Raw genomic sequence first — 23,918 nt, 5'->3', positions numbered from 1 at the left:
GAAGGAAATTCCTGCGGCACTGCTTTTGAGAGAACAGGCACCCAATGCAGGCAGTTGGCGCGGCGCAGCGCCACTGCTACATCCCCACCCAATGTCCAGCGTCATCCCCTTCATCAAGCGGTTCGTGCCCGGCCTTGCGCCCGTCAGCCTGGGCGAGCGACTGCGCGCCTCCATCGGGGCGCTGATCGGCATCGTCGTTACCGGGTTGATTGCCGGCCTGGCGCTCGGCAGCTCTTCCGACATTCCGCTGCTGATAGCGCCAATGGGGGCGTCCGCGGTATTGCTGTTTGCCGCGCCCACGAGCCCATTGGCCCAGCCGTGGTCGATCATCGGCGGCAATACCATTGCCGCGCTGATCGGGGTGACCTGCGCGCGCTATATCGGCAATCCGATGTTGGCCGCGGGCATAGCGGTTGCCCTTGCTATCTCGGCCATGATGGCGCTGCGGTGCCTGCATCCGCCCAGTGGCGCGGTGGCCTTGACGGCCGTGTTGGGCGGGCCCGCAATTCAGGCGGCGGGCTTTGGCTTCGTAGTGTGGCCGGTGCTGGCCAATTCGGTGCTCCTGCTGCTGGCAGCTTTGCTGTTCAACAACCTGACCGGGCGGCGATATCCGCATCTGGCGCCCGTGCCGGCCCATCCGCACCGAACAGCCGATCCGCTGCCCACCGGGCGGCTTGGGGTAACGCAGGCCGATATCAGCGCCGTTCTGGCCCAGTACGATTTGGTGCTGCCAGTGGCCACCGATGATCTTGAGGACATTCTGCATCGCGCCGAAATCCGCGCCTATGACCGGCGCTCCGGCGGCGTTGCCTGCGCCGATATCATGAGCCGGGACGTGCAATCGGTCGGCCCCAAGACCAGCCTGCGCGAGGCCTTGCGGCACCTGCGGGAGCATCACATCAAGGCGCTGCCTGTCGTGGATCTCGACAGCAAGGTGATCGGCATTCTCACCCAGACCGACCTGCTCGACAAGGCCGATTGGGGCATGTCCGCCACCGGTTCAGGCCTGGGCTGGCGGCTGCGCTCGATCAGCAATTCCGATCGCCGGCTCAAGGGCAAGGTGGAGGACATCATGAGTGCTCCAGTCAAAGCGGCCCGGCCCGATACCCACATCGCGCAGATCGTGCCCTTCATGGCCGATGCCGGCCTGCATCATCTGCCGGTCGTGGATGAAGATGGGCGCTTGGTCGGCATGGTCACCCAATCCGATGTCATGGCGGCAATGTTCGCCGTATCGCTCGACAACGCGAACTAGTCGCAGACAGCCAGTTCGCGTCCGGGTAGCGAGGGGCGCCTGGGCGTCCCTCGCAGTGCTTATAGCCTTTATTGCACGGGTTGCGATTCAGTGGGTTCGCCGCCCGCCGGCGGGCAGGCGCCATCCACCATGGTTTCCGGCGGACACGGCATTTCTGCCTCCGGGTTCGGAGGTGTGGCGGGAGCGACATCGGCCGGCGCAACCGGTTCGGCCGGTTCCTCAGCATTGTCAGCAGCGCCTTCGGCCGGTGCCGTTTCGACGCCCTCAGGCACAGCTTCTGGCGCTACAGGTTCGGCCCCCTGTGCCTCGGGCTCGGCTGCCGGTGCGGCAGGCGCGGCTTCGGCGGGTTCGGCTGCCGGTGCCGCCGGTTCAACCGCTTCAGTATCGGTGGCCTTGGGGGCGGCTTCCGGCGGGCAAGCGCCATCCACCATGGTTTCCGGTGGGCATGGCGGTTCGGCCGCAGCAGGATCGTCGGCGCTTGCCGGCTCTTCGGTGGTGGCTGGCTGGTTGGCCGGCGCGGGCTCTTCGGTGGTGGGAGCCGCGGGATCGGCCGCAGCGGGGTCCTTCTCGGCCGGCGCAGGTTCTGCTGCAGGCGGCGAAGCTTCGTCCGTTGGCGCCGCATCTGGAGTGACGGAATCTGGCGCCGTCTCGGCATCGGTTTCCGGCGTTCCTTCAGCTGCAGGTGGCGCGGCTTGGGCATCGGTCCCGCCTTCGGCGTCAACACTGCCCCCTTCGGTCCCAATGACCTCTGGTGCTTCTGCTTCATCGACCGCCTCAGCGGGTGCCGCTTCTTCGGTGGGTTCAGCCACGTCTTGATCGAAAACCTGAACGGTTTGACCTTCGACCGCCACGGACGCGGCTGCGGGGTCGCTTACCTCTTCGGCGTTATAGACGGTGACCTGCTGATTGATGTGCTGCTCGATATAGTTGACCTCGATCACGTTGTTAGTGACGACGTCGCCTTCGACAACCACCGGCCCGAGAAATTGCGTCTGGGCATAATAGTCGGGCTGGTCGGAGCCAAGAACGATACTGGCCGATAATTGCGGCTCGACGAAACGCTCAGTGGGCACGTAAACCCAATAGCCCTCTGGCAATTCGTCACGCGTAACTTCCACGGAAACGGCATATCCTTCGCCTTCTGGAGGCAGGGGCGCCCATCCCACGATGTTGTCGCTCTGGCGCCAGCTGACCCAGGCGGGAGCCCATTTCGTGCCGGGTACCCAGCACCATCCCAGATTGTCGTCATCGAGCCAGCGGCCATAGTGATACGTCGCCCAGGCAAACGGTTCGTCTGACGCAAAGTACCAGCCGCGATCCTCCAGATAGAGCCAACGGCCTCGTGTGTAGGGGCGCCAGCTGCTGTCAACGCCGGTCGGGCAGAAGACGTAGCGATATTGCGGGTGGCGCACCCAAACGCCATGCGGCTCCAATTGAGTGAAAAACAGATCGAAGTTGACGCTTACAGATTGCGCCTGGACCGGCTGGACGCCCAGCGGACCGATCGGGGAAAGCGCCGACGTCGACAGCAGAACGCTGGTAAGGGCGAAACTGGCAAGTAGCTTGGACTTCATGATGATTTTCCTCCACGGATTGCCCCCCGACAACAAAAGGGCCGCCCTGGTGGGCAGCCCAATGCGAAACGGCTCAATCGGCCTCGACGGCAACAACGGTACCGGGCGAGTAGACGACAGTGCGGTTGCTCAGATCGACGAAATAGAGCCGGTCCTGGGTGTAGAAATAGCCGTAGGCCGGATCGTTCTCGATGACATGGACTTCGACCGTGTCAGGCACGGCAAAGCCCACATCGATGTCGCCTTCAATCACCACAGGTTCGGTGGGGTTGAGCCGGGCATATTCCACCGACGATTCCTGCACGCCGGCCGAGGCGCCAAGGGCGGCGCCGGTAAAGCCGCCAATTGCCGCCCCAAGCGGGCCAAAGACCAGGCCCCCAACAACCGCGCCGGTCGTGCCGCCGGCAACTCCGCCAACAGCCGCACCGGTATCGGCGTTATCATTAGTATCCTGAGCAAGGGCTGGGCCAGCGCCAAGCGCAATTATGGCCACTGATGCAAGAAGCAGGTTCTTCATTTTCATTCTCCTCATGAATTGCAAAGGGCAGCAAGGAGAATGAAAGTTCCGGCGGCAGGTTCCAAAAATTGAAGTACTTTAAAGATAAATTACATAATGATTACAACGGATGTAAGCAAAACTTCAGCATACAACTAGTCATCTCGAAGAAATGTAGTACGAAATACTTTCGACCCTTCGTGATCCAAACTGGCATTTGCCAGATTAACGCGCCAGGGGCAGGCTGACGCTGACGCTGAGGCCGCCGATATCGGCTCGCGTGAAGCTTATTTCCCCGTTATTGAGTGCCAGGATTTCCCGGGCGATCGCCAATCCCAGGCCGGTGCCCGGCAGGCTTTCGTCGAGCCGGTGGCCACGCTCGCCCAGCCGGGCGGAATGGTGATCGGCAATTCCCGGCCCGTCATCGCTTATGTTCAGAATTGCGCGGTTGTCGGCGAGCCGGCTTTGAACGACGACGCGGCTCGAAGCCCATTTGGCGGCATTTTCCATAAGCACGCCGACCAGTTCCATCAGGTCCTGCCGGTGGATATCGACCAGGTAATCGGTCCCCAATTCAGCAACCCAATGCAGGGTCTCGCCGCGCCCGGTCTTTTTAAGAACCGCTAAAGTACGCAGCACTGCGGTGTTCAGGGACGAACTGGCATTGTCGGTGCCCGTCCGGGGGCGGAGTACCGACAGTTTGAGCTGGTAATCGACGCGCTCAGACATTTCGTAGGACAGGTCCTGCAGCAAATCTGCTTCATGTGTATTGCCGCTCTCCCGCAGCCGATCGGCGATGCCGTGCAAGGCAGCCAGCGGTGTCTTGAGGCCATGGGCAAGATCGGCAGCCCGCGCCCGCGCCCGGTCGGTCATCACCGCCCGCACTGCCAGCAGGCGATTGAGTTCATCCACCAGCGGCTCGATTTCGCTGGGAAATCGACCTTCGAGGCGCGGAGCATCGCCGCGATGTACGGCCTCAATGGACTGACGCATGCGGGAAATCGGGCCCAGCCCAAGCAGTAGCAGCAAATAGGCGGCGGCCAGGATCGCTCCACCCAGCAATATCAGCAAGCGGGTGGTGTCGCGGGCAAAGGCCTGCGTCGCTCGATAGATGGGGTCGTGATCCTGTCCGACCGTGACCAGATAGGTGCGGGGGCCTGCTGGACCATCGACCTGCAATCGGCGCGTCAGCAGGATCAAATGGCGATCATTCGGCATGGAATGATGGAACACGCCTTCGTAATTGTCAGGAACATCGATACCCTCATCCCACATCGAGCGCGAACGCGTGACGGTTTGGGTATCGATTGCCTCGATCTGCCAATAGCGACCGCCAAAGGGTGTGTCGTAGCGCGGATCCGCCAAAGGCGAACGAATGGCAGGCGGATTTGCTTCGGGGATGATCAGGGCCGCCAGCCTGGCAATAGTCGCCGTCATTTCTTCCCGGGCGCTGCGCTCGACATTGGTCGTGAATAGGTATTGCAGCACCAACGCGGCCGCGACGAGCGAAACAATGACCCAAACCACGGCCAGCGACATCAGCCGCAGCCGCAGCGAATAAACGCTCAATATCCGTCACCGAGCGTATAGCCGAAGCCCCGCCGCGTTTTGATCACATCGGCGGCCAGACGCTTGCGGACCCTGGCGACCAGCACTTCTACGACGTTGGAATCGCGCTCGAAATCCTGGTTGTAGATGTGTTCGGTGATCTGCAGCTGCGACAGGACACGTCCACGATTCTGCACGAGATAGGACACCAGCTTGAATTCCTGCGGCGACAGATCGATCGGCAAACCATCGCTGGTTACCGACAAGGTGCGCAGGTTGAGCTGGTAAGACCCAAAGGAAATCACCGATGTCGCATGGCCATTGACGCGTCGTACCAGGGCCCGCAAACGGGCGGCAATCTCCATGACATGGAAGGGCTTGGTCACATAATCATCGGCACCAGCTTCGATGCCTTCCACGCGCTCTTCCCATTGCACACGCGCCGTCAAGATCAGTATCGGGGTCATGCGGCCGGCCTGACGCCAGCGCTTGAGGACCGTCAGACCATCGATCTGGGGCAGACCGAGATCCAGCACGATGGCGTCGAATTCTTCGGTATCGCCGCGATACCAGCCCGCCTCGCCATCGCTTTCGCGCTCCACCAGAAAGCCGGAACGACCAAGACCGGCGGACAATGTCTCCGCAATTCGATCATCATCCTCAATAACGAGAATCCGCGTCATGGCACCTCGATATGTGAGCCGGAGCGGGCATTGTAATATTCAGTCCCCACTCGCCCCGCTGGCGTCAACACCTTGACGACATAGACCAACGAGCGTTCAGCGCGAACCAGTTGCGCGTCGATGATCTGGCCACCGGTCCGGGTCTTTATGTCCGGCAGCAGCGAGACCAGGGAGACTGCCTCGCCCGCTTCGACCATCGGCAACAGTTCGTCTTCCGGTATTATAACCGGTTCGGCCGGCGGCGAGGAACCCTTTGAAGGGGGGCCGTTCGCGCCATTGTCGTGGTTGGCGCCATTGTTGCCTTTTCCGGGATTTGCATCGGAGCCGCCATCTTCACGACTGCGGTTCCCGCCGGGCGTATCCGCCGGGCCATCATTGCCGCCATTGCCGTTCCCACCAATGCCATTGCCGTTGTTGCCATTGCCATTCCCGTTATTGCCGCCCTCCGACTGGCCGGAGCTACCATTGCCATTGCCATTTCCCTGGCCTTGAGCAAGCACTGGCGCCGTGATGGCAAGCATCATTAAAAATGTGGCGGTGAGAACCTTGATTTTCATCCAGTATCTATAGCGCAGCCGAGCTTACAAAGCGCTGACATTGACCCCAATACTAGAAAAGGCGAGCGCCCGATGGCACTCGCCTTTCAGTGGTCATGGCCGCCTGTCGGCGCCTATTGGTGGGTTCAGCTATTCGGCTTCACGCTTCTGCTGGATCAGGTCACCCACATTTTCGAACTCATCCGGATAGGCATTCACGATGTCCTTGGGGTTGCCGGCCGCCAGGCCATTATCGCGCGTGCGCAGATGCTGAAACATCTCGCCCGGCGTGTCGTGAACCGTACCATCCTTGAGCACGTAGCTCTTTCCGGACGCAGTTTCATCCGCATGCGCAATTGCCCCGCCCGCGAGGAGTGCGAGGCCAAGGCCCAAAAACATGGACTTTTTCGATGAGGTTTTCATTGCTGGCTCCGTAAAGGTGATGGCGACCGCGAACCGGCCGCTGTGACCAGCTTACGGCATGGCACATGGGATGCCGCTGAGGGCGCCCGTCAGCTGTTTGTCAGCAAGCGGCCAACGCGGCTCCTTACAGGACGCTGACAATGCACATCACGCCCCTCTCACCCGCTATCGCGTAACCTGCCCGCACTCTGCAGCGGACCCAAGGACTTTGAATGCATCACATTGGCAACCAGCAACGTCACCGACCCAGCGATGCTGAGCAATGGGTGTTCACTGGCGACGTGCATGACCACAGCAGGTTCGACGGCGACTGCGCCTGGTGTGACAAACAAGACCAGCGCCTTAGCTTTGAAGTGCGTCATGCCAAGGTCGACGGCAGCTGCCATATTTGCCAGACCTGTATTGAACGAACGCCGCTCCGGATGGAACAGGACAGCCGTGCCCTCAGTGTCCAGCAATGGCGCGACCATCTCAGCGGGCTTGCCGTACGCCTGACGCACCGCACCTGCCGCGAGGTGCTGCGCAACCTTCTTGCGCGCACCGATGATCCGGCCCTGCAAGAGGTCGCAGTTTATTTTGATCGAAACGTACAGCTATCGCCTGGGCGAGCCGCCACCCTCCTGCTGGCCCTGTCGCGTTCGCGGCTGGACGTCGATCCTCGCATCTTTGAGGTTCAAATCCGCAGCGCAGCCCACAAAGGGGAGTTTGCGCATCTCAGCGAACGGGAAAAGCTTGCGGTCTGGCCGGTATTTTCGGTGACGATACAAAAGCGATTGATGTCGCTCGGCCTGGCGCCGACCGCAATTCGATCCCGGCCGCACCTGCCCGAAATACCCCGGAAACCGGCTTGGGAACGCGCCGGTCTCGCCGGGCCGTAGGCCTGAGGGATGTTCTTTGGCTTGAGTGTAGCGAATTGCCTCAACGGCATCGAACGGCGCGCTTGCCAATTGAACCCTGTGGGATCAATCTCAGCCCGGCGGGAGGGCCGTGGGGGATTCTAGGTTATGATCATAGGCGATGATGTCGTCGGCGCGGGTGCGATCGACGCAGTAACTCGGTCCGGTCTGATGAACCGCCGGTCGTTTCTGCTTGGCTCTGCGGTTGCTCTTGGCTCGATTGGACTTGCTGGCTGCGCCACGTCAGGTGGCATGAGCATGGCGGAGGCTGAGCGGGTCTATGGGCCGCTTCCCAATGAACGCTTCCCCGTTCCCGCAGTAAATATCAGCAAGATCAATCCGAAATACCTGCGCCGAAAAGTGCGTTACGATTCAGCCGAGGCTGTGGGCACGATCATCATCGATCCCCGCCACTACTATGTTTACCGCATCGAAGGCGATGGCTATGCCACCCGCTATGGCGCCAATGTCGGTCGCGCGGGGTTTTTGTGGAGCGGTGACGCCTATATCGGCCGCAAGGCCGAATGGCCGATCTGGACGCCGCCCAAGGAAATGATCCTGCGCCAGCCCGAGGCTGCCCCCTATGCTGGCGGCATGCCGCCGGGCCTGAACAATCCACTCGGCGCGCGCACGCTTTATCTTTACCAGAATGGCGCCTACACGCTTTACACCATCTACAGCACGATCATGCCTGAAACGATCGGCAAAGGCGTTTCCAGCGGCTGCGTTGGCCTGCTCACCCAGGACATGCTCGATCTCTACGACAAGACGCCAGTCAACACGAAGGTGGTGGTCCTGCCGGCCTAGCAATCGCAGTTTCGACGGCGAGACGGCTTCGCCGTCAGGCCAATCGCCTATTTCAGACTGCTGGCGGCGCCTCCACAGGTTCATTATCCGCCGTGTTTTCCGGCGCCTTGACGCGATACCAGGCGACGTAAAGCGCGGGCAGGAAGTAGAGCGTCAGCGCGGTTGCCGCGATGATGCCGCCGATCATGGCATAGGCCATGGGGCCCCAGAACACTTCGCTGGCAATGGGGATCATGCCCAGGCTGGCGGCCGCTGCCGTCAGCAGGATGGGCCGCATGCGGTGTTCGGTGGCGTGGAGCACGGCATCCCATTGATTATAGCCGTCGCGCAGATTGTCATTGATCTGGCCGATCAGGATCACCGCATTGCGGATGATGATGCCGGCCAGCGCCAATACACCCAGCAGCGCCACAAAGCCCAGGGGCGTTCCCGTCGGCAAGAGCGCCGCGACCACGCCGATGAGGCCGAGCGGGGCAACGCTGACCACCAGCACCAGTTTGGACACGCTCTGCAATTGCACCATCAGGATGAAGGCGATGGCCAGCAGCATGGCGGGCAAGGTGGCCACCAGTGCCGTTTGGGACTTGCCGCTGGATTCGGCCGCGCCGCCGGTGACCACGTGATATTCGGCGGGCAGCTTATCGGCAAAGGCGGCAATCGTGGGGGCGAGTTCCTTATTGACCGCCGCGGGCAGCAGGTCGCCCGCCACCGAGCCAAGCACGGTGATGGTCGGCAGGCGGTCGCGCTGCCAGATAATGGGTTGCTCCAGACCATATTGAATGGTCGCGAAGGCGCCCAAGGGCACGGCCACGCCGCTCGACGTGGGCACTTGCAGGTTTTGCAGGGTTTCGATCGAATTGCGCTGATCTTCTTCGGCGCGGACGACGACATCGACCAGATAGATGGAGTCGCGCACCTGGGTGATCGTGGTGCCATTGATAATGGTATTGAGCACCTGCGCGACGCTTTGCGAGGTGACGCCCAGCCGACGCGCCTTATCCTGATCGACATCGACCAGCAGCGATTTGCCGGGCTCGTTCCAATCAAAACTGATATCGCGGACATGCGGGCTGGCGCTGACCACGCCGGCCAGATCGAGCGCCAGGCCGCGTACGGTCTGCACATCGGGGCCGCTGATCCGGTATTGGATGGGGCGGCCGACCGGGGGCCCCAGTTCGAGAAACTGGGCGAAGGTGTTCACATCGGTAAACTGGCTGGCGAGCAGCGCATCGATCTTGGCGCGCACGCGGCCGCGGGCTTCCAGATCCTTGGAGACGATGACCACCTGGCCGAAGAAGGAATTGGCCAATTGGCTATCCATGGGCAGGTAGAAGCGCACAGCGCCCTGCCCGACATATGAGCTCCAATGGTCGATATCGGCATCACCGACCAGGCTGGCCTCGAAACGGTCCATTACCGCCTCGGTTTCGCGGATGGTGGCATTTTGCGGCAGGGTGAAATCGACCAGGATTTCCGGGCGATCCGAGGGCGGGAAGAATTGCTGCTGCACCTTGGTCAGCCCGAATAGCGAGACGGCAAACAGCGCTACGGTGAAGGCAATGGTGGCCCAGCGGAACCGCATGGCCACGGCAAGCGAGCTGCGGAACCAGCCAGCAATGCGGCTGGGCTTTTTGTCTGCATGGCCCTTCATGACCTTGGGCAAGAGCGCCACCCCGATCAGTGGGGCGAAGAGGACTGCGACGACCCATGAAATCAGCAAAGCGGCCGCGATCACATAGAACAGGCTCTGGACATATTCCCCGGCCGTCGAGGCATTGAGCAGGATGGGCAGGAAGCCGGCTACTGTGACGAGGGTGCCCGTCAGCATGGGGAAGGCGGTGGAGGTGTAAGCAAAGGTTGCCGCCTTGGCCAAACTATCTCCGGCTTCGAGGCGCGACACCATCATTTCAACGGTGATCATGGCGTCGTCGACCAAGAGGCCCAAAGCGATGATCAGGGCGCCCAGCGAGACGCGTTGCAGCGAAATGCCCATGAATTCCATGAACACAAAGACCAGCGCCAAAACGATAGGGATCGAGATGGCGACGACCAGCCCCGCCCGCAGGCCCAGACTGAGGAAGCTCACCACGAGCACGATGACCACAGCTTCGAACAGGGATTTGGTGAAGCCGCCAACGGCCTCCTCGACCACATGGGGCTGGTCGGAGACCTGATCGATGCCAACCCCGATGGGCAGGCGGGTTTCGATTTCAGCCATGCGCTCCTTGAGGGCTTCGCCGAATTTGAGGATGTCGCCGCTGGGGGCCATGGAAATGGCGAGGCCCAGAGCGGTTTTGCCGTCGTAGCGGAACAGGGGATCGGGCGGCTCCTGATAGCCGCGGCTGATGGTGGCAACATCGGCCAGACGGAAGAAAATATCGCCCTGCCGCAGGTTGATCTTGGCGATATCGGCTTCGGAGGTGAACTGGCCGCCCACCCGCACCAGCACTTTTTCGCCGTCGCTCTGGATCGTGCCCGAGGGGGTGACGGCGTTCTGCGCCTGTAATTGGGCGATGACATCATCGGCGCTGATGCCAACGGTGGCCAATTGCTGGGTGGAGAAATCGATGGAGATGACTTCGTCCTGCGTGCCGATCAGTTCGACCTTGCCGATATCGGGAATGGCCAGCACGTCATTGCGGACGGTTTCGACATAGTCACGCAGCTGGCGATAGCTCAGCCCATCAGCGGTAAAGGCATAGATATTGCCATAGACCGAGCCGAATTCGTCATTGAAGAACGGGCCCACCAGACCGCTGGGGAATTGGCCGCGGATGTCATTGATGGTCTTGCGCACCTGATACCAGGAATCGGGCACGGCCTGGCCGCGCAGAGTTTCCTTGAGATTGACGAAGACAGTGGATTGGCCGGCGGTGGAATAGGAGCGGGTGAAATCGAGCGTGTCGAGGCTCTCCAGCGCCCGCTCGATACGTTCGGTGACCTGGCTCTTGGTGTCGTCGATGGAGGCGCCGGGCCAATAGGCCTGCACCACCATGGTCTTGATGGAAAAGGCCGGATCTTCCTCGCGGCCCAGCTTTTGATAGGAAAACACCCCGGCCACGACCGCGATGACCATGAGGAACCAGATGAAGCTCTTATGTTCGAGCGCCCATTCGGAAAGGTTGAAGTTCATTCCGGGTTTCCTTCACTGACGAGGACCTGTTGGCCTTCGCTGAGGCTATTGATGCCGGCGGTGACGACGCGATCGCCTTCGGCCAGACCGGCACTGATGGCGGCGGTGGAGGCGGTGCGGGACGCTATTGTAACCGGGCGGGTCGCCACCGTGCCGGCGGCCGGGTCGAGCACCCAGACCTTGGCGGCGTCGCCATCGCCCAGCACGGCCGTAAGCGGGATTTGTGCCAAAGGCTGGTCGAGCGGGAGGGTGACGACGGCCTCGACCGTCGTACCCAGGCGGAAGGCGGTGCTGGGGGCGTCGAGCGTCAGCCGGACGCGGCGCAGGCGGGCGGTGGCCGAGGCACTGGGCGCGATTTCGCGGACAATGCCATTGGTTTGCGCGCCGATGGCGTCGGTGGTGGCAACGGCAATGGCGTCGCCCAACTTCAGCGTTGCGGCAAGGCTTTCAGGCAGGTCGAACACGGCATCGCGCTGGTCGGGGCGGGCCATGGTCAGCACGGTTTGGCCGGCACTGACCACCTGGCCGACTTCAGCCCCGGTCGAGACCACGACACCATCGGCATCGCCCACGATCTGGGCGTAACCGAGCTGATCCTGCGCGCGGGTCACATTGGCCTGGGCCTGATCGAGCTGGGCCTGGGCGGTCTGGCGAGCGGTGGTGGCGGCGTCGAGCTGGGCTTGCGCGGCGGTATTGGTGGACACCAATTGGCGGACGCGTGCCTCGGCGGCGGAGAGATTGTTGAACTGGGCTTGCGCACTGGCGAGATTGGCCTGCGCCGTTTCGACCTGGAAGGCCTGCACGCTGGCGTCGAGCGTGGCCAATATCTGGCCCTTGGTGATGCTGTCACCCAGGCCGACATCGCGCGTCAGCACCCGGCCGGCCGATTGGAAGCTGAGCGTGGTTTCATGGCGGGGTTCGACGCTGCCGACAAAGGGGCCGATGGTTCGGCTCGTGGCAAGGGTTACGTCGGTGGTGAGCACCGGGCGCAGCGGCTCGGCCACCGGGGCTTCGGGCGCCTGGCCGCAGGCGGTGAGCAGCAGGGCGATCAGGGTGGCCGAGAGACCCATGCGGAGCGAGGAGGTCATGGCGTGGCCTCCACGCTGGTAACGACCTGGCCGGGATAAAGCATCTGCGTGCCGGCGGTGACGACGAGATCGCCCGCTGTCAGCCCCGAGGCGACGATGACCTTGTTGGCCAGATAGCGGTCGACAACGATCGGCTTGAGGCTGACGGTTTGCGCGGATGGATCGACCACCCAGACGGCGGGGCCATTCTTGTCGCGGAACAAGGCGCCCCAGGGCAAGGCAAAACCCGAAATGGGTGGCAGAGCGATGCTGGCGGCGACTGACGCGCCGAGCGGCATGGTGCCGCCAGTGTCGGTGAAGCCGACTTCGACGCGGACGGTGCCGGTCGCGGTGTTCACCGTGGGGGCGATTTCGCGCACCGTGCCGGTGGCTTTGATGGAGGGATCGGCAACCAGCGACAGGTCGACCGGCACGTCATGGGGCACGCCGGTCAGCGCGGCTTCGTAGATATTGAACACCGCGTCACGCGGCCCATCCTGCGCCAGGGTCAGCACGGTCTGGCCGCCGCCGACCACCTGCCCCGGCTCGATGGTCCGCGACAGGATGATGCCATCGGCATTGGCTTTAAGATCGACATAGGTCAGCACTTCATTGGCCGATGCCTGCTGGGATTGGGCGGCTGCCAGGGAACTCTTGGCGCTGTCGAGCGCGGTCTGGCCCTGTTCGAACTGGGCGCGAGTGGCGTTGCCGGCGGCAAAGAGCGCATTGATACGGTCGAAATCGCGCTGCGCCTGGGTGAGCTGGGCCTGGGCCGCATCGACCGAGGCATTGGCCAGCGACAGGCTCGCCTTCTGGTCGGCAGCGTCGAGCCGGGCCAGCGACTGGCCCGCGGTGACATGATCGCCGGTTTCGACCAGCACTTCGAGGACGCGCCCGGCGGTGCGGAAGGCCAGATCCTGCTGCACCTGCGCCTTGACCTCGCCGGTCAGCGAGGCTCGAGTGATGGTGTCGCTAGACGCCGCCGCAATGACGGGAACACTTTTGGCAGGGACCGCCGCAGCGGGCGCCTCGGCCTTGGAACAGCCGGCCAGCAGCAGGGTGGCAGCGGCAAAGCCAAGGGCTTTTCGGATCGTCTGGGCATTCATGGTGGAACTCATGGCAAACCTCACGACAAGGCGATCATGGCATTGGCAACCTGCCGCGCCATTCGGTCAACTGCGTTCTCATCAGAAATCACTCTCTGCACCACGGCTCCTGCCCAAACTGATGCTCGTTGCAGAAAACAAAAAACCCTCGGTTTCCCGAGGGTTTTGAATGGTAGCGAAGCCCAGATTTGAACTGGGGACACACGGATTATGATTCCGCTGCTCTAACCAACTGAGCTACTCCGCCCCAAGGGCTACCCGGCAGAAGACCCGGGCGGCGACGCTTGAAAAGCTTGTCGACGTATTAGATTTGCCGTCCCGGCCTGTCAAGCGCCCTCCGCTGCGTCCCCCATGACAATCTAGATAGCTTGCAAATTTGACGACATCCGCCGGCTATCGTTCGATTATCGGCAACAGCCTGTCGAAATTGGACCGCTGCACAAGCAGGGAACTCTCGCTTACATCTTGGGCAATGTTAGCGCGGTTCGCCGATAAGGAGATAAAAGCCATGACTTTGCAGCTCGGAGGCATCCACCACCTAACCGCTGTCACCGCCCAGGCCAGCAAGAATCTGGCCTTCTATACCCAGACCCTCGGCATGCGGCTGATCAAGAAGACGGTCAATCAGGACCAGACCACCGCCTATCACCTGTTCTATGGCGATGGCGTCGCTTCGCCCGGCGCGGATTTGACCTTTTTCGATTTCGAAACCGGGCCTGAAAAGCGCGGCAATCATACCGTCAGCCGCACTGGCCTGCGCGTCGACAGCGAAGACACGCTCAAATGGTGGAAAGACCATTTGCAGAGCCACAATGTAGGCACATCAGGCATCAAGGAGCGCAATGGCCATGTCTCGCTCGATTTCGAGGATTTCGAAGGCCAGCGTTTCCGCATGGTAATCGACGCTGCCAATAAGGTCGTGCCCTGGCACAAAAGCCCTGTTCCGGCCGAAAAGCAGATCATTGGGCTGGGCCCCATCTCCCTGGCCGTCCCGCAGCTCGACCGTACCGAGGCTGTGCTGACCCAGGTGATGAATATGCGCAAGGTCCGCACCTATCCCGCCACCAGCACGACAGGGGAAACCCATGTGTTCGAAATGGGCGAAGGCGGCCCCGCGGCCGAACTGCATATCGTGGTCGATCCGACCCTGGCTCCGGCCCGGCCCGGCGCCGGCGGGGTGCATCACGTTGCCTTCCGCACGCCCGATCAGGACAGCCTGCGCCAGTGGATCGCCCGGGTGACCCAGGCCGGCATTCGCTCCAGCGGCGAGGTGGAACGCTACTATTTCACCTCGCTCTATTTCCGCGAGCCTAATGGCATCCTGTTCGAGATCGCCACCGACGTACCCGGCTTTGCTGCCGATGAGCCGATGGAAACGCTGGGCGAATCCCTTGCCCTGCCCCCCTTCCTCGAACCTCGCCGCGCCAGCATCGAGGCCAATCTCAAGCCGCTGGTCTAAATGCGCAAAGGGCGGGCTGGTTATCCCAGCCCGCCCAATCGAGTGAGAGTTATCCGGCGATCAGCAAACGCTGCCGGTCTCGACAGTCGACGTGCAAGTGTCGTCCGTTGCGGGCTCTGTAGCCGCCGCAGGCTTGGCATCAGGCTGGAGCAACGCGGCGGTCTTCAGCAACTGGATGAACTCGGCGCGATAGCCGCTCTCGTCCAAGCCCTTGCCCGATTGCGCCAGTGCCTGGATATCGGCCCAGCTCATATCCCTGACATAGTCGGAGCCCTTGAGCTTCTGTCCGAAAGCCGCCACGGCCGCAGCAAACCGCGCATCGTCGCTGGCCTCGTCAATGTCACCATAGACCACGCTGGGCGTCACCGCCTGCTCGATCAACTGGCTAACATCGCTATCGGGCATTTTGTAGCGCATCTTGAGGAAGGCGATTTCTTCGCCCGCTGCCTCGCCGGCCGCCGGTTGCTGGTTGCCATAACGCAGCGGCTCGACCAATTCGGCGCCCGAGCCGACCGGCGTGATTTCATAGAGCGCGGTCACCGTATGCCCAGCCCCGATGTCGCCGGCATCGACCGCATCATTGTTGAAATCTTCGCGGTTGAGCGCCCGCGTCTCATAGCCGATCAGCCGGTATTCGCTGACCACGGCCGGATTGAACTCCACCTGGATTTTCACATCCTTGGCGATCATGTACAGGGTCGAGCCGACCTCCTCCACCAGCACCTTCTGGGCCTCGCGGAAATTGGAGATGTAGCTGGCATTGCCATTGCCGTTCTGGGCCAGCGCCTGCATGGTCGCATCGTCCAGATTACCCTTGCCAAAACCCAACACCGACAGCGTCACGCCGCTATCGCGCTTGGCCTTGATGAAGTCTTCCAGCTTTTCGGGGTCGTCGATCCCCACATTGAAATCGCCATCGGTGGCCAGGATAACCCGATTGGTGCCGCCGCTGACCTTGGATTGTTCGGCCAGCTTATAGGCCAGCTCGATCCCCTCCGCGCCCGCCGTGCTGCCACCGGCATACAGCTGGTCGAGCGCCGCCAGGATCTTGGCCTTTTCGGTCGCCTTGGTGGGCTCCAGCACCACCCCGGCCGAGCCGGCATAGGTCACGATCGACACCGTATCATTGGCCGAAAGCTGATCCACCAGGAGCCCGAAAGCCCGCTGCAGCAGCGGCAGCTTGTCCGGCTCGTCCATCGACCCCGACGTATCGATCAGGAATACCAGATTGCTCGGCTTGTCCTCGCCGGCTGGGGGCACATAGCCCTTGATGCCGATTTCGAGCAATTGCGTCTTGGGATTCCAGGGCGTGGGGAACACCGCCATGGTCGGCTTGAAGGGCGTCGTCGCGCTTTCCGCCGGTGCATAATCATAGGGGAAATAGTTCAGCAGTTCCTCGATGCGCACGGCGTCTGGCTCGGGCACATAGCCCTCTTCCAACGAGCGCCGCACATAGGAATAGCTGGCCGTATCCACATCGATCGAGAAGGTCGAGACCGGATCGCTTGCGGCAACCTTGAGGCGCTGTTCCTCAAAACTGGTGAATTGATCGCCGCTGGCTTCGGCCTGGGGCGCAACGGCATAATCCGGCGTCGTCCCCCGCGCCACTGCCCCCATCGGCATGACCGTGGTGGGCGCTGGTGGCGGCGCAAGGAACATGTTGTCGGTGAGTTCTCCGCCAAATTGCGGTTCGGCCGCCTGCTGGCGCAGCCGCATGTCATCGACGGGCGCCGGGGTGATTGGAGCCGGCGGCGGCGCAACTTCGGTCTCCGGCTGCGCTGCGCCCAAAGTTGTGGGATCGACCGGCATGGTGGTTGGCGGCGGATCGAACAAGATGGGCGGCTGGCTGGTAGTCTGGTTCACCTGGCTCGGTGTCATCGAGGTGCTACTGTAAAGCTGGTAGCCGAGCGGCAGCACGAGCAATGCAATGGCCGCCGTGCCGATGGGGAGACGCATATCCATGATCCAGTTCCCTTTCAGGGTAGTGATGATGGAATTAAGACGGCTCCCTTTCCGGTTTCCTTTGGCTGCCTCTGCAGATTTGTTGGCAGTTTCCGTCTGCGCGGCTTCGAATGCCGCCATGGCGGCTGCCAAAGCGCGCTTTTTCGCCTCGGCATTGCCCGCAGGCGCCTTGGTCTGGCTCAGACCGGTGAATGGATCGTGCATATCGTCGCTCATAGCAGCCCCCTCAGGGTCTTGCGTGCCTCATGCACATGGAAGGAGACCGTAGCCTCCTTGATGCCCATGATTTCGGCCGCCGCCGCGTGGCTCAATTCCTCCGCATAAACCAGCAACACCGCGTCGCGTTGCTTTTCGGGCAATTCCCGCACCGCCGCCCAGAGCTGACGCGATGTTGCTGCCTCTTCCTGGTCGGCAGGGTGATCTTCCGGGCTCACCTCGGCATAGGCATCGGCATATTTGCCGCGCCGGCTGGCTGCCCGCTGCATGTCGCGCACCGCATTGAGCGTGATGCGATAGACCCAGCTCGAAAAGGCGCTGCGCCCGTCGAACCCGCCAATCGCCCCACCCAGCTTGACGCAAACATCCTGCGCCACATCCTCGGCATCGGTGCGGTTGCCGCACCATTTCCAGGCCGTGCGGTGGATCAGGTCATAATGATCCTCGATCAACTCGCCGAATGCGGCGGCATCGCCATTCTGCGCGCGAACGACCAGCGCCCGCGTCAGCGCACCGGCATGATCGATCTGTGGTGCGGCAGACAGTCCCATCACGGGGGCAAACACTCGCGCAAGCCTTAACCTTGGGCCTCTTATAGTGCTAAGACGCCGCTGCCCGCCCGCTCCTTTGGTGGTTCTGAGCAGATTTATTTTGAGGTCTTCCGATGGACGAACCCAAACTGAGCCCATTCGCACCGACACCGGCCCGCATCATGCTGCTCGTGCTGGGCGCCCTGCTGGTGGTTATCGCCATCTCGACGTCGCTGGGCAGCATCAATGCCTACCAGCAATTGCGCGAAGCCAATGCCGCAGCGACTGGGGCGGGTGCGCCTCCTGTCGAGGCCCCCGCACAATAGCTCCAAACCCGACTAACGTGCAAAAGCTGGTGGCCGCAAACACCTCAGAAGTCGGCGACTTCCCCACACCTTCGCCGCGCCCAATCGAGCATCGGACAATCACCGGCCAGCGCGCATTGATAGATCAGATCCAGCCCGATGCGGAGCTGATAGCACCGCAGCAGGTCCCGGCGGGCGAGCCAAGTTGGGCGGTTGGCCTCAAAGAAAGTCGCCTGTTGCTCCATGCAATCAAGCCAAGTCCGCCAGAACAGGATATTGGCCACATCATAAAGGCCATCTCCCACCATGGCCTCCGACCAGTCGATGACCCCCGTGATCCGGCCCTCCGCAAACAGCACATTGTTTGATCCGAAATCCCCATGCACCAGTTGACGCGTATCAGGGCAGGTATTGGACAATGCAAGCACCTGTTCCAGCCAGGGCGCAATGCTTTCAACCCCGGCTCGCGACCAATCGTAGTGGGCGGTGCCGCCGATACCAGCCACAAAGGCGGACCACCTGGCGAAACGAGCCCTGCCCTGCGCATCGAATGGCCCAAATCCCTCGAGCGCACCAACATCGACAGAGGCAATACTGTCAAGCAACGCAGCAACTGGCTGCAATGCCGGTGTCAGGCGATCCGCCGGCAGCGCCTGCAGCGTTGTCCCCGGCACCATCCGCGAGATGCAAAAGGCCAGTCCATCCTCCAACTGCCCTATCTGCATGATTTGGGGGATCGGCAATTGGTCACCGAACAGCCGCTGCACCAAGTCATCCTTGGCGAAGCCGCCCAACTCGCGATTGATGCGCAACACGAAATCCTGCCCGCCGCGCTCGAAACGAAACGCCCGGGACTCCTCGCCTTCGACCAATGGCGAAAACGCGGAAACGCCCGGCCACCGCGCCTCAAGCGCCAGCCGGGCGTGCTCCGTCGAAATGAGCGGCTTGCTCATTTCTGCTACGCCGCAAACACCGCCGGCACTGCTTCGGCGATAAACCCGCCGCCCCAAACTTCCGAGGTCGGCGTATCATCGGCGTAAAACACGCAGGCCTGGCCCGGCGAAATGCCGTATTCGCCAGATACCAGCGTCACGAAAACATCTTCGCCCCGCATCTGCACCACGGCGGGCTGCGGTCCGCGTGTCGAGCGCACCTTGACCTCGACGGGAGCGCCATTGCCGGCGCTGAGTTCGGCCAGCGGCCGCCCCCCGAGCCAGTTCACATTGCGCAAGCGCACCGTATGGGTCTTGAGCGCCTCGCGCGGTCCCACGATGACCCGCCCGGTCTTGTGTTCGAGCTTGATCACATAAAGCGGCTCGGCTGCTGCAATCCCCAGGCCTTTGCGCTGGCCCACCGTGTAATTGACGATGCCTTCATGCATCCCCAACACGCGGCCATCCAGATGCACGATCTCGCCCGTTGCGACCGCTTCGGGATGCATCTTGCGGATGATGTCGGCATATTTGCCCTGCGGCACGAAGCAGATGTCCTGGCTGTCGTGCTTTTCAGCAATTTCCAGCCCCATCTCGCGCGCCAGTTCGCGCACTTCAGCCTTGCCCATCCCGCCCAACGGAAAGCGCAGATAATCGAGCTGGTCCTGTGTCGTGGCAAACAGGAAATAGGTCTGGTCGCGCTCGGCATCGACCGGCCGGAACAGCTGCCGCCGTCCATCCGCGCCCAGCTTGCTCTGTACATAATGCCCCGTTGCCAAGGCATCGGCGCCGAGGTCCTGCGCCACCGTCATCAGGTCGACGAACTTGACCGACTGGTTGCAGGCAATGCACGGCACCGGGGTTTCGCCCTGCTGGTAAGCATTGGCGAAGGGCGCGATGACGCTCTTTTTGAAGCGCTCTTCATAATCGAGCACATAATGGGGAATGCCCAGCGTCGCGGCCACGCGCCGCGCATCATGGATATCCTGCCCGGCGCAGCACGCGCCCTTGCGGTGGGTGGCTTCACCATGGTCGTAAAGCTGGAGCGTCACCCCAACTACGTCATAACCCTGCCGGGCCAACAGGCCCGCCACGACCGAAGAATCCACGCCCCCCGACATCGCAACAACAACGCGCGTGTCTTCGGGACGCTTGGCAATATCAAGCGAGTTCAACATCATTCCTCTATCCGGTTGGGTTCAAGGGCCAGCGGACGAATTTAAGGCCCGCTCCATACTCCCTTCCGCCCGCCCGTGCAATGCGCTGCGACACCCGGCAACAATTGCCGTCACTCGCCTTTTCTGCCGGGACACGATGCGTCAGTGTCGAGCAGTGCGAAGGTCAACCCATTGGATTATAATAACAATGCGTGGGCCTGCCACTTGGCACCCCTCTTGCATTGCTGTTGCCGGATTAGTCTCACTTCACGGGTCCGCTTAGCGTGGCATCAAATCTGACCGTCTTGACCTCGACCGCCACCGGCACTCTCAGCAAGAGCCTCAATGGCCAGGCTTTGGCGCGGCACGACGCCTTTGCCGAACTGCTCGACGACGTCAGCAAAGCTGCACCCACGCCAGCCAAGCCTGCCCCCGCCAGCGAGCCGTCCAAACCTCGCGCCGATGACGAAGAACGCGCGACCGATGATCCGCAGGCCGTCGCCGCTCCGGTCGACGCTACCATGCCCATCCAGCCGGCCCCGCCCAAGGACCAATTGGCCGATCTGCTCGATCGCCTCGCCAAGCTCAGCGCCAGCCTTGAGGCCGGCAAGGCCCCGACTGACCAGGAAATGGCCGATCTCACCGCGGCACTCGAGGCACTGGCCAAGTCCCTGGGCGTCTCGTTCGATAACCTGCCCAGCGCAGCCGAGCTGACCGCCCTCGCCAATGGCGCGACGGGCACCAGCGCTACCGATCTATTGGCCAAGGCTCTGGCCCCGCTCGCGCTATCGCTGCAGGGCGGCAACGCCGCCACCGATGTCTCGGCCAATGCCGAACTGGCCCAGCAATTGGCTGATATGGGCAATAAGCTCGCCGCTCTTGCAAAAGCTCTCAGTGCCGGCGATGCCGCACCCGAAGCGCTTGCAGCCCTGGGCATGGACCCGGCCAGCGCCGAGCTCGATCCCGATTTGCAGGCTGCGCTCGACAAGCTCACCGCCCGCACGGCCATCAAGGTCGAAACCACGGCCAACGCCCAGCCGCTGGCGACGCCCGAACTCAAGCTGACCGAGCCGGCTATCACCGGCAAAACCGCCGAAGCCAAGGCCGAGCCTGTGCCCGAGGCGGCCGCCAAACCTGAAATCGAGGCCAAGCCGGCCATCGACGACAGGCCCAAAGGCGATACCGATCCACAGCCCGATACTGGCAAACCGCCCGAGCGCGATGCCAAAACTGCCGCTATTCCCGTCGCCGCCCCGCTCGACAAGCAGCAACCCGATAGCCAGGCCGCGCAACCGCAACAGCAGACCGCGCGCGTCGACCCGCTGCTCGCCCCCCGCGTCGCCCATGCCGGCTACCAGACCAGCCAGCAGCAGCTTAATCTGCCGCAACTGGCCTTCGAAGTCGCCCGCCAGGCAACCGATGGCAATACCCGCTTCCAGATCCGGCTCGATCCGGCCGAGCTCGGCCGCATCGATGTGCGCCTCGATATCGATGCCACTGGCCGCGTCAAAGCCCATCTCACCGTCGAAAAGGCCGAAACCCTCGACTTGATGCAGCGCGATCAGCGGGGTCTAGAACGGGCCCTGCAACAGGCCGGGCTCGATGGTGCCAAGACCAATCTCGAATTTTCGCTGAAGCAAAACCCCTTCAATGGCGGCGGCCAGCAAGGCGAAGAGCGCAATGGCCGCCCTTCGCTGTTCGGCGCGGCCGATGCCGGCGGCGAAGCCGACGAGGCGCCTACCCCCACCATCAACCTTTATCGCGGCAGCCTCACGGCCAGCGGCGTCAACATTCTCGCGTAAGGATCAGCCCATGGCCGTCGATAGCGTTTCGGGAAGCTCCAATACCAGTGCCCTCAGCGGCTCGCGCACCACCATTGCCGAGAACTTCGATACCTTTCTCAATATCCTGACCACGCAGTTGAAGAACCAGAACCCGCTGGATCCGCTGGATACCAATCAGTTCACGGCTCAATTGGTGCAGTTCACCGGCGTCGAGCAGCAGCTCAAGACCAACGAATTCCTCGAAAGCCTGCTGCAAACTACGCAGAGTACGGGCAAGACCGACGCCGTCTCCTATATCGGCAGGGAAATCACCGCCGCCGGCACCACAGCCGAACTCAAGAACGGCGGCGCCACCTGGGCATTCAATGCCGACGCGCAAGTGGCCAATGCCACCGTCACCATCAAGAATGCCAATGGCCGCGTGGTCTACACCGAGGCCGGCTCGCTCGATAAGGGCCCGGGCAATTTCCTGTGGACCGGCAAGGGGTCGGACGGCAACACCCAACCCGATGGCACCTATACCATCGAGATCAAGGGCACCAATCTGTCGGGTAATACGATCAAGGTATCCACTTCCACCGTGGGCATCGTTACCGCGGTCGACTTTTCGGGCGCCCAGCCGATCCTGACGGTCGGCACCAGCAAGATTCTGCTCTCCGACGTCACCAATGTGCGCATCCCCAACACTGCGCCCATTCCGGACGAGGACGACACTGCATCCTGAAGCTGATCGGTCTTAGTTCAGCCGAAATATGTTAGTGGACAGCGACTTGCGCTGGCCTGCAGTCAATAGAAGAAGCTTGTATCAGGCTGTCACAACCGCGATTCAATCCTTTGAAATCGCAGCGCATTCTTAACCTGTTGTAAGTTTCCCCTTAGCTGAATTTTAAGGCCGTTGCCCTACTCTCTGAACTTATATGGTCAGGTTTGAGTAGAGAGTAAAATGACCGTACAAATGCGTCCACGCGTTAAGTACGTTATCGGACCGGACGGTAGTCCGCTCACGATTGCAGACCTTCCCCCCGCCAATACGCGGAGGTGGGTCATCCGCCGTAAAGCCGAAGTCGTCGCAGCAGTGCGCGGTGGATTGCTCAGCCTTGAAGAGGCCTGCGATCGCTACACATTGAGCGTCGATGAATTCCTCAACTGGCAGGCCGCCATCGACAAGCACGGCCTTGCCGGCCTCAGGACCACCTGGATCCAGCATTACCGCGAGGGCTGATCCCGGCAGACTGAATTGCAAAACCCGCCCGGTTCGCCGCGGCGGGTTTTGTTGTTTCTGGCGAGCCAGTAGCACGAAACCGCGTGCCTATGGCGTTTCCGGCGCCATCCACTTCGCCCCGGCCTCTCTGGCCATCGCCCGCTCATAATAGTCCGCCACCGCGGCAAATTCAGGCTTCTCGGCCGGCAGGCTCATCCAGCGATGCACCGACAGGGCAATCGCGATATCGGCGATGGAAAACTCGTCCCCCGCGACAAACGCCTGCCCGCGCGCCAATTGCCCCTCGAGGATAGCCATCTTGTCGCCCCAAGCCGCGATTGACGCTGCAACCTTGTCCGCATCGTCATAACCCGGCGTCTTGCGGATCAGCGCATTGACGGCGTAGCCCCAGGGCGGATTGAGTTCGGTCGCCTGCCAGATCAGCCATTGCAGCGCCAGCGCCCGCAATTCGAGCTGGCTGGGCAGCAATTGTCCCTCCCGCTCGGCCAGATAGATCAGGATGGCATTGCTTTCCCACAGCACGAACTGGTTTTCGATCAGCACCGGAACCTGCCCGTTCGGATTGAGCGCCAGATATTGCGGCACTTTCGGATCGCGCAGCGGCAGACCCCAGTCTTCCCGCTCGTAACCCAGCCCCAACTCGTCCAATGCCCACAGCACCTTGCGCACATTGATCGAGGTAACCCGTCCCAAAACCTTCATCGCTTCACCTTTCCTTCACTCAACCCGGCACTTTCTGCCCAAATTCGCAAACTGCAACGGGGAGTTAAGACAATGTTTACCATCTGCTAGGTAATTTTTGCCCATCGGTCCCGGTGTTCGTTTGC

22 protein-coding genes and 1 tRNA gene are annotated in these 23,918 nt (G+C 61.9%); 8 read left to right on the top strand and 15 right to left on the bottom strand.

Going from position 1 to position 23,918, the window contains the following annotated elements; all coding sequences use genetic code 11:
* The first annotated feature begins 91 nt into the window (after positions 1-91).
* Complete coding sequence (locus ACI3KW_RS15920) at positions 92-1,255, top strand: HPP family protein (RefSeq protein WP_404848872.1); 1,164 nt, start codon at positions 92-94, stop codon at positions 1,253-1,255.
* Between the two features lie 68 nt (positions 1,256-1,323).
* Here ACI3KW_RS15920 and ACI3KW_RS15915 read toward each other — a convergent pair whose 3' ends face one another.
* From ACI3KW_RS15915 to ACI3KW_RS15890, 6 genes are all read right to left on the bottom strand, one after another.
* Complete coding sequence (locus tag ACI3KW_RS15915; protein ID WP_404848871.1) at positions 1,324-2,829, bottom strand: DUF6600 domain-containing protein; 1,506 nt, start codon at positions 2,827-2,829, stop codon at positions 1,324-1,326.
* 73 nt (positions 2,830-2,902) lie between these two features.
* Positions 2,903-3,346, bottom strand: coding sequence for a DUF1236 domain-containing protein (locus tag ACI3KW_RS15910; RefSeq protein ID WP_404848870.1), 444 nt, complete (start codon positions 3,344-3,346; stop codon positions 2,903-2,905).
* A 204-nt stretch (positions 3,347-3,550) separates the two neighbouring features.
* Positions 3,551-4,894, bottom strand: a complete 1,344-nt coding sequence (locus ACI3KW_RS15905; protein WP_404848869.1) for a sensor histidine kinase — start codon at positions 4,892-4,894, stop codon at positions 3,551-3,553.
* Positions 4,891-5,556, bottom strand: coding sequence for a response regulator transcription factor (locus tag ACI3KW_RS15900; protein ID WP_404848868.1), 666 nt, complete (start codon positions 5,554-5,556; stop codon positions 4,891-4,893). Before ACI3KW_RS15900 ends, ACI3KW_RS15905 begins: the two co-directional genes overlap by 4 nt.
* Positions 5,553-6,113 (bottom strand): PepSY domain-containing protein, encoded by a 561-nt coding sequence (locus ACI3KW_RS15895; protein WP_404848867.1) that lies wholly within the window; start codon positions 6,111-6,113, stop codon positions 5,553-5,555. Before ACI3KW_RS15895 ends, ACI3KW_RS15900 begins: the two co-directional genes overlap by 4 nt.
* Positions 6,114-6,242: 129 nt before the next feature.
* A complete protein-coding gene (locus tag ACI3KW_RS15890; protein WP_404848866.1) occupies positions 6,243-6,515 on the bottom strand; it encodes a hypothetical protein in 273 nt (90 codons plus the stop codon).
* Between the two features lie 212 nt (positions 6,516-6,727).
* On the opposite strand from ACI3KW_RS15890, the gene ACI3KW_RS15885 reads away from it, so the two are divergent.
* A complete protein-coding gene (locus ACI3KW_RS15885; RefSeq protein WP_404848865.1) occupies positions 6,728-7,393 on the top strand; it encodes a hypothetical protein in 666 nt (221 codons plus the stop codon).
* Positions 7,394-7,519: 126 nt separating this feature from the next.
* Positions 7,520-8,218, top strand: coding sequence for a L,D-transpeptidase (locus ACI3KW_RS15880; RefSeq protein WP_404848864.1), 699 nt, complete (start codon positions 7,520-7,522; stop codon positions 8,216-8,218).
* Between the two features lie 52 nt (positions 8,219-8,270).
* Here the strand turns inward: ACI3KW_RS15880 and ACI3KW_RS15875 are convergent, their stop codons facing one another.
* From ACI3KW_RS15875 to ACI3KW_RS15860, 4 genes are all read right to left on the bottom strand, one after another.
* Positions 8,271-11,351, bottom strand: coding sequence for an efflux RND transporter permease subunit (locus ACI3KW_RS15875; protein WP_404848863.1), 3,081 nt, complete (start codon positions 11,349-11,351; stop codon positions 8,271-8,273).
* Positions 11,348-12,439, bottom strand: coding sequence for an efflux RND transporter periplasmic adaptor subunit (locus ACI3KW_RS15870; protein ID WP_404848862.1), 1,092 nt, complete (start codon positions 12,437-12,439; stop codon positions 11,348-11,350). The genes ACI3KW_RS15875 and ACI3KW_RS15870 overlap by 4 nt, the downstream gene beginning before the upstream one ends.
* The gene (locus ACI3KW_RS15865) at positions 12,436-13,536 is read right to left on the bottom strand and encodes an efflux RND transporter periplasmic adaptor subunit (RefSeq protein ID WP_404848861.1); all 1,101 of its coding nucleotides are present in this window, start codon (positions 13,534-13,536) and stop codon (positions 12,436-12,438) included. Before ACI3KW_RS15865 ends, ACI3KW_RS15870 begins: the two co-directional genes overlap by 4 nt.
* A gap of 158 nt (positions 13,537-13,694) precedes the next feature.
* Positions 13,695-13,771 (bottom strand) — tRNA-Met (locus tag ACI3KW_RS15860).
* A 261-nt stretch (positions 13,772-14,032) separates the two neighbouring features.
* Here ACI3KW_RS15860 and ACI3KW_RS15855 point away from each other — a divergent pair.
* Entirely contained in the window at positions 14,033-14,983 is a 951-nt protein-coding gene (locus tag ACI3KW_RS15855; protein ID WP_404848860.1) for a ring-cleaving dioxygenase, read from the top strand.
* A 60-nt stretch (positions 14,984-15,043) separates the two neighbouring features.
* Here ACI3KW_RS15855 and ACI3KW_RS15850 read toward each other — a convergent pair whose 3' ends face one another.
* Positions 15,044-17,161 carry a vWA domain-containing protein gene (locus ACI3KW_RS15850; protein WP_404848859.1) on the bottom strand — a complete coding sequence of 706 codons (2,118 nt, stop codon included), beginning with the start codon at positions 17,159-17,161 and terminating at the stop codon, positions 15,044-15,046.
* Complete coding sequence (locus tag ACI3KW_RS15845; protein WP_404848912.1) at positions 17,158-17,670, bottom strand: RNA polymerase sigma factor; 513 nt, start codon at positions 17,668-17,670, stop codon at positions 17,158-17,160. The genes ACI3KW_RS15850 and ACI3KW_RS15845 overlap by 4 nt, the downstream gene beginning before the upstream one ends.
* A gap of 155 nt (positions 17,671-17,825) precedes the next feature.
* Between ACI3KW_RS15845 and ACI3KW_RS15840 the strand changes: the two genes are divergently transcribed.
* Positions 17,826-18,017 carry a hypothetical protein gene (locus ACI3KW_RS15840; protein WP_404848858.1) on the top strand — a complete coding sequence of 64 codons (192 nt, stop codon included), beginning with the start codon at positions 17,826-17,828 and terminating at the stop codon, positions 18,015-18,017.
* Positions 18,018-18,061: 44 nt separating this feature from the next.
* Here ACI3KW_RS15840 and ACI3KW_RS15835 read toward each other — a convergent pair whose 3' ends face one another.
* Together ACI3KW_RS15835 and mnmA are read right to left on the bottom strand one after the other, a co-directional pair.
* Complete coding sequence (locus tag ACI3KW_RS15835) at positions 18,062-18,949, bottom strand: phosphotransferase family protein (RefSeq protein WP_404848857.1); 888 nt, start codon at positions 18,947-18,949, stop codon at positions 18,062-18,064.
* A gap of 5 nt (positions 18,950-18,954) precedes the next feature.
* A complete protein-coding gene (gene mnmA / locus ACI3KW_RS15830) occupies positions 18,955-20,106 on the bottom strand; it encodes a tRNA 2-thiouridine(34) synthase MnmA (RefSeq protein WP_404848911.1) in 1,152 nt (383 codons plus the stop codon).
* A gap of 263 nt (positions 20,107-20,369) precedes the next feature.
* Here mnmA and ACI3KW_RS15825 point away from each other — a divergent pair, with 263 nt between their 5' ends.
* The 3 genes from ACI3KW_RS15825 to ACI3KW_RS15815 all read left to right on the top strand — a co-directional run bounded on the left by ACI3KW_RS15825 (position 20,370) and on the right by ACI3KW_RS15815 (position 23,091).
* The gene (locus ACI3KW_RS15825) at positions 20,370-21,887 is read left to right on the top strand and encodes a flagellar hook-length control protein FliK (protein WP_404848856.1); all 1,518 of its coding nucleotides are present in this window, start codon (positions 20,370-20,372) and stop codon (positions 21,885-21,887) included.
* Between the two features lie 10 nt (positions 21,888-21,897).
* Positions 21,898-22,593, top strand: coding sequence for a flagellar hook assembly protein FlgD (locus ACI3KW_RS15820; RefSeq protein ID WP_404848855.1), 696 nt, complete (start codon positions 21,898-21,900; stop codon positions 22,591-22,593).
* A gap of 219 nt (positions 22,594-22,812) precedes the next feature.
* Positions 22,813-23,091: a DUF1153 domain-containing protein gene (locus ACI3KW_RS15815; RefSeq protein ID WP_035102845.1), complete on the top strand. Its 279-nt coding sequence runs from the start codon at positions 22,813-22,815 to the stop codon at positions 23,089-23,091.
* Between the two features lie 87 nt (positions 23,092-23,178).
* Here the strand turns inward: ACI3KW_RS15815 and ACI3KW_RS15810 are convergent, their stop codons facing one another.
* Positions 23,179-23,793, bottom strand: coding sequence for a glutathione S-transferase family protein (locus tag ACI3KW_RS15810; protein WP_404848854.1), 615 nt, complete (start codon positions 23,791-23,793; stop codon positions 23,179-23,181).
* Positions 23,794-23,918 lie beyond the last annotated feature (125 nt).

The sequence above is a fragment of the Devosia sp. ZW T5_3 genome, from assembly GCF_044987315.1.
Taxonomy (GTDB): Bacteria; Pseudomonadota; Alphaproteobacteria; order Rhizobiales; family Devosiaceae; genus Devosia.
The sequence above is the reverse complement of the archived record's forward strand: the minus strand, read 5'-3'. Positions and strand labels throughout refer to the sequence as shown.

Coding starts and splice junctions, on each gene's coding strand:
- ACI3KW_RS15920 (WP_404848872.1), top strand. CDS start 92: ATGTCCAGCGTCATCCCCTTCATCAAGCGGTTCGTGCCCGGCCTTGCG.
- ACI3KW_RS15915 (WP_404848871.1), bottom strand. CDS start 2,829: ATGAAGTCCAAGCTACTTGCCAGTTTCGCCCTTACCAGCGTTCTGCTG.
- ACI3KW_RS15910 (WP_404848870.1), bottom strand. CDS start 3,346: ATGAAGAACCTGCTTCTTGCATCAGTGGCCATAATTGCGCTTGGCGCT.
- ACI3KW_RS15900 (WP_404848868.1), bottom strand. CDS start 5,556: ATGACGCGGATTCTCGTTATTGAGGATGATGATCGAATTGCGGAGACA.
- ACI3KW_RS15895 (WP_404848867.1), bottom strand. CDS start 6,113: ATGAAAATCAAGGTTCTCACCGCCACATTTTTAATGATGCTTGCCATC.
- ACI3KW_RS15890 (WP_404848866.1), bottom strand. CDS start 6,515: ATGAAAACCTCATCGAAAAAGTCCATGTTTTTGGGCCTTGGCCTCGCA.
- ACI3KW_RS15885 (WP_404848865.1), top strand. CDS start 6,728: ATGCATCACATTGGCAACCAGCAACGTCACCGACCCAGCGATGCTGAG.
- ACI3KW_RS15880 (WP_404848864.1), top strand. CDS start 7,520: ATGATCATAGGCGATGATGTCGTCGGCGCGGGTGCGATCGACGCAGTA.
- ACI3KW_RS15875 (WP_404848863.1), bottom strand. CDS start 11,351: ATGAACTTCAACCTTTCCGAATGGGCGCTCGAACATAAGAGCTTCATC.
- ACI3KW_RS15870 (WP_404848862.1), bottom strand. CDS start 12,439: ATGACCTCCTCGCTCCGCATGGGTCTCTCGGCCACCCTGATCGCCCTG.
- ACI3KW_RS15865 (WP_404848861.1), bottom strand. CDS start 13,536: ATGAGTTCCACCATGAATGCCCAGACGATCCGAAAAGCCCTTGGCTTT.
- ACI3KW_RS15855 (WP_404848860.1), top strand. CDS start 14,033: ATGACTTTGCAGCTCGGAGGCATCCACCACCTAACCGCTGTCACCGCC.
- ACI3KW_RS15850 (WP_404848859.1), bottom strand. CDS start 17,161: ATGAGCGACGATATGCACGATCCATTCACCGGTCTGAGCCAGACCAAG.
- ACI3KW_RS15840 (WP_404848858.1), top strand. CDS start 17,826: ATGGACGAACCCAAACTGAGCCCATTCGCACCGACACCGGCCCGCATC.
- ACI3KW_RS15835 (WP_404848857.1), bottom strand. CDS start 18,949: ATGAGCAAGCCGCTCATTTCGACGGAGCACGCCCGGCTGGCGCTTGAG.
- mnmA (WP_404848911.1), bottom strand. CDS start 20,106: ATGTTGAACTCGCTTGATATTGCCAAGCGTCCCGAAGACACGCGCGTT.
- ACI3KW_RS15820 (WP_404848855.1), top strand. CDS start 21,898: ATGGCCGTCGATAGCGTTTCGGGAAGCTCCAATACCAGTGCCCTCAGC.
- ACI3KW_RS15815 (WP_035102845.1), top strand. CDS start 22,813: ATGACCGTACAAATGCGTCCACGCGTTAAGTACGTTATCGGACCGGAC.
- ACI3KW_RS15810 (WP_404848854.1), bottom strand. CDS start 23,793: ATGAAGGTTTTGGGACGGGTTACCTCGATCAATGTGCGCAAGGTGCTG.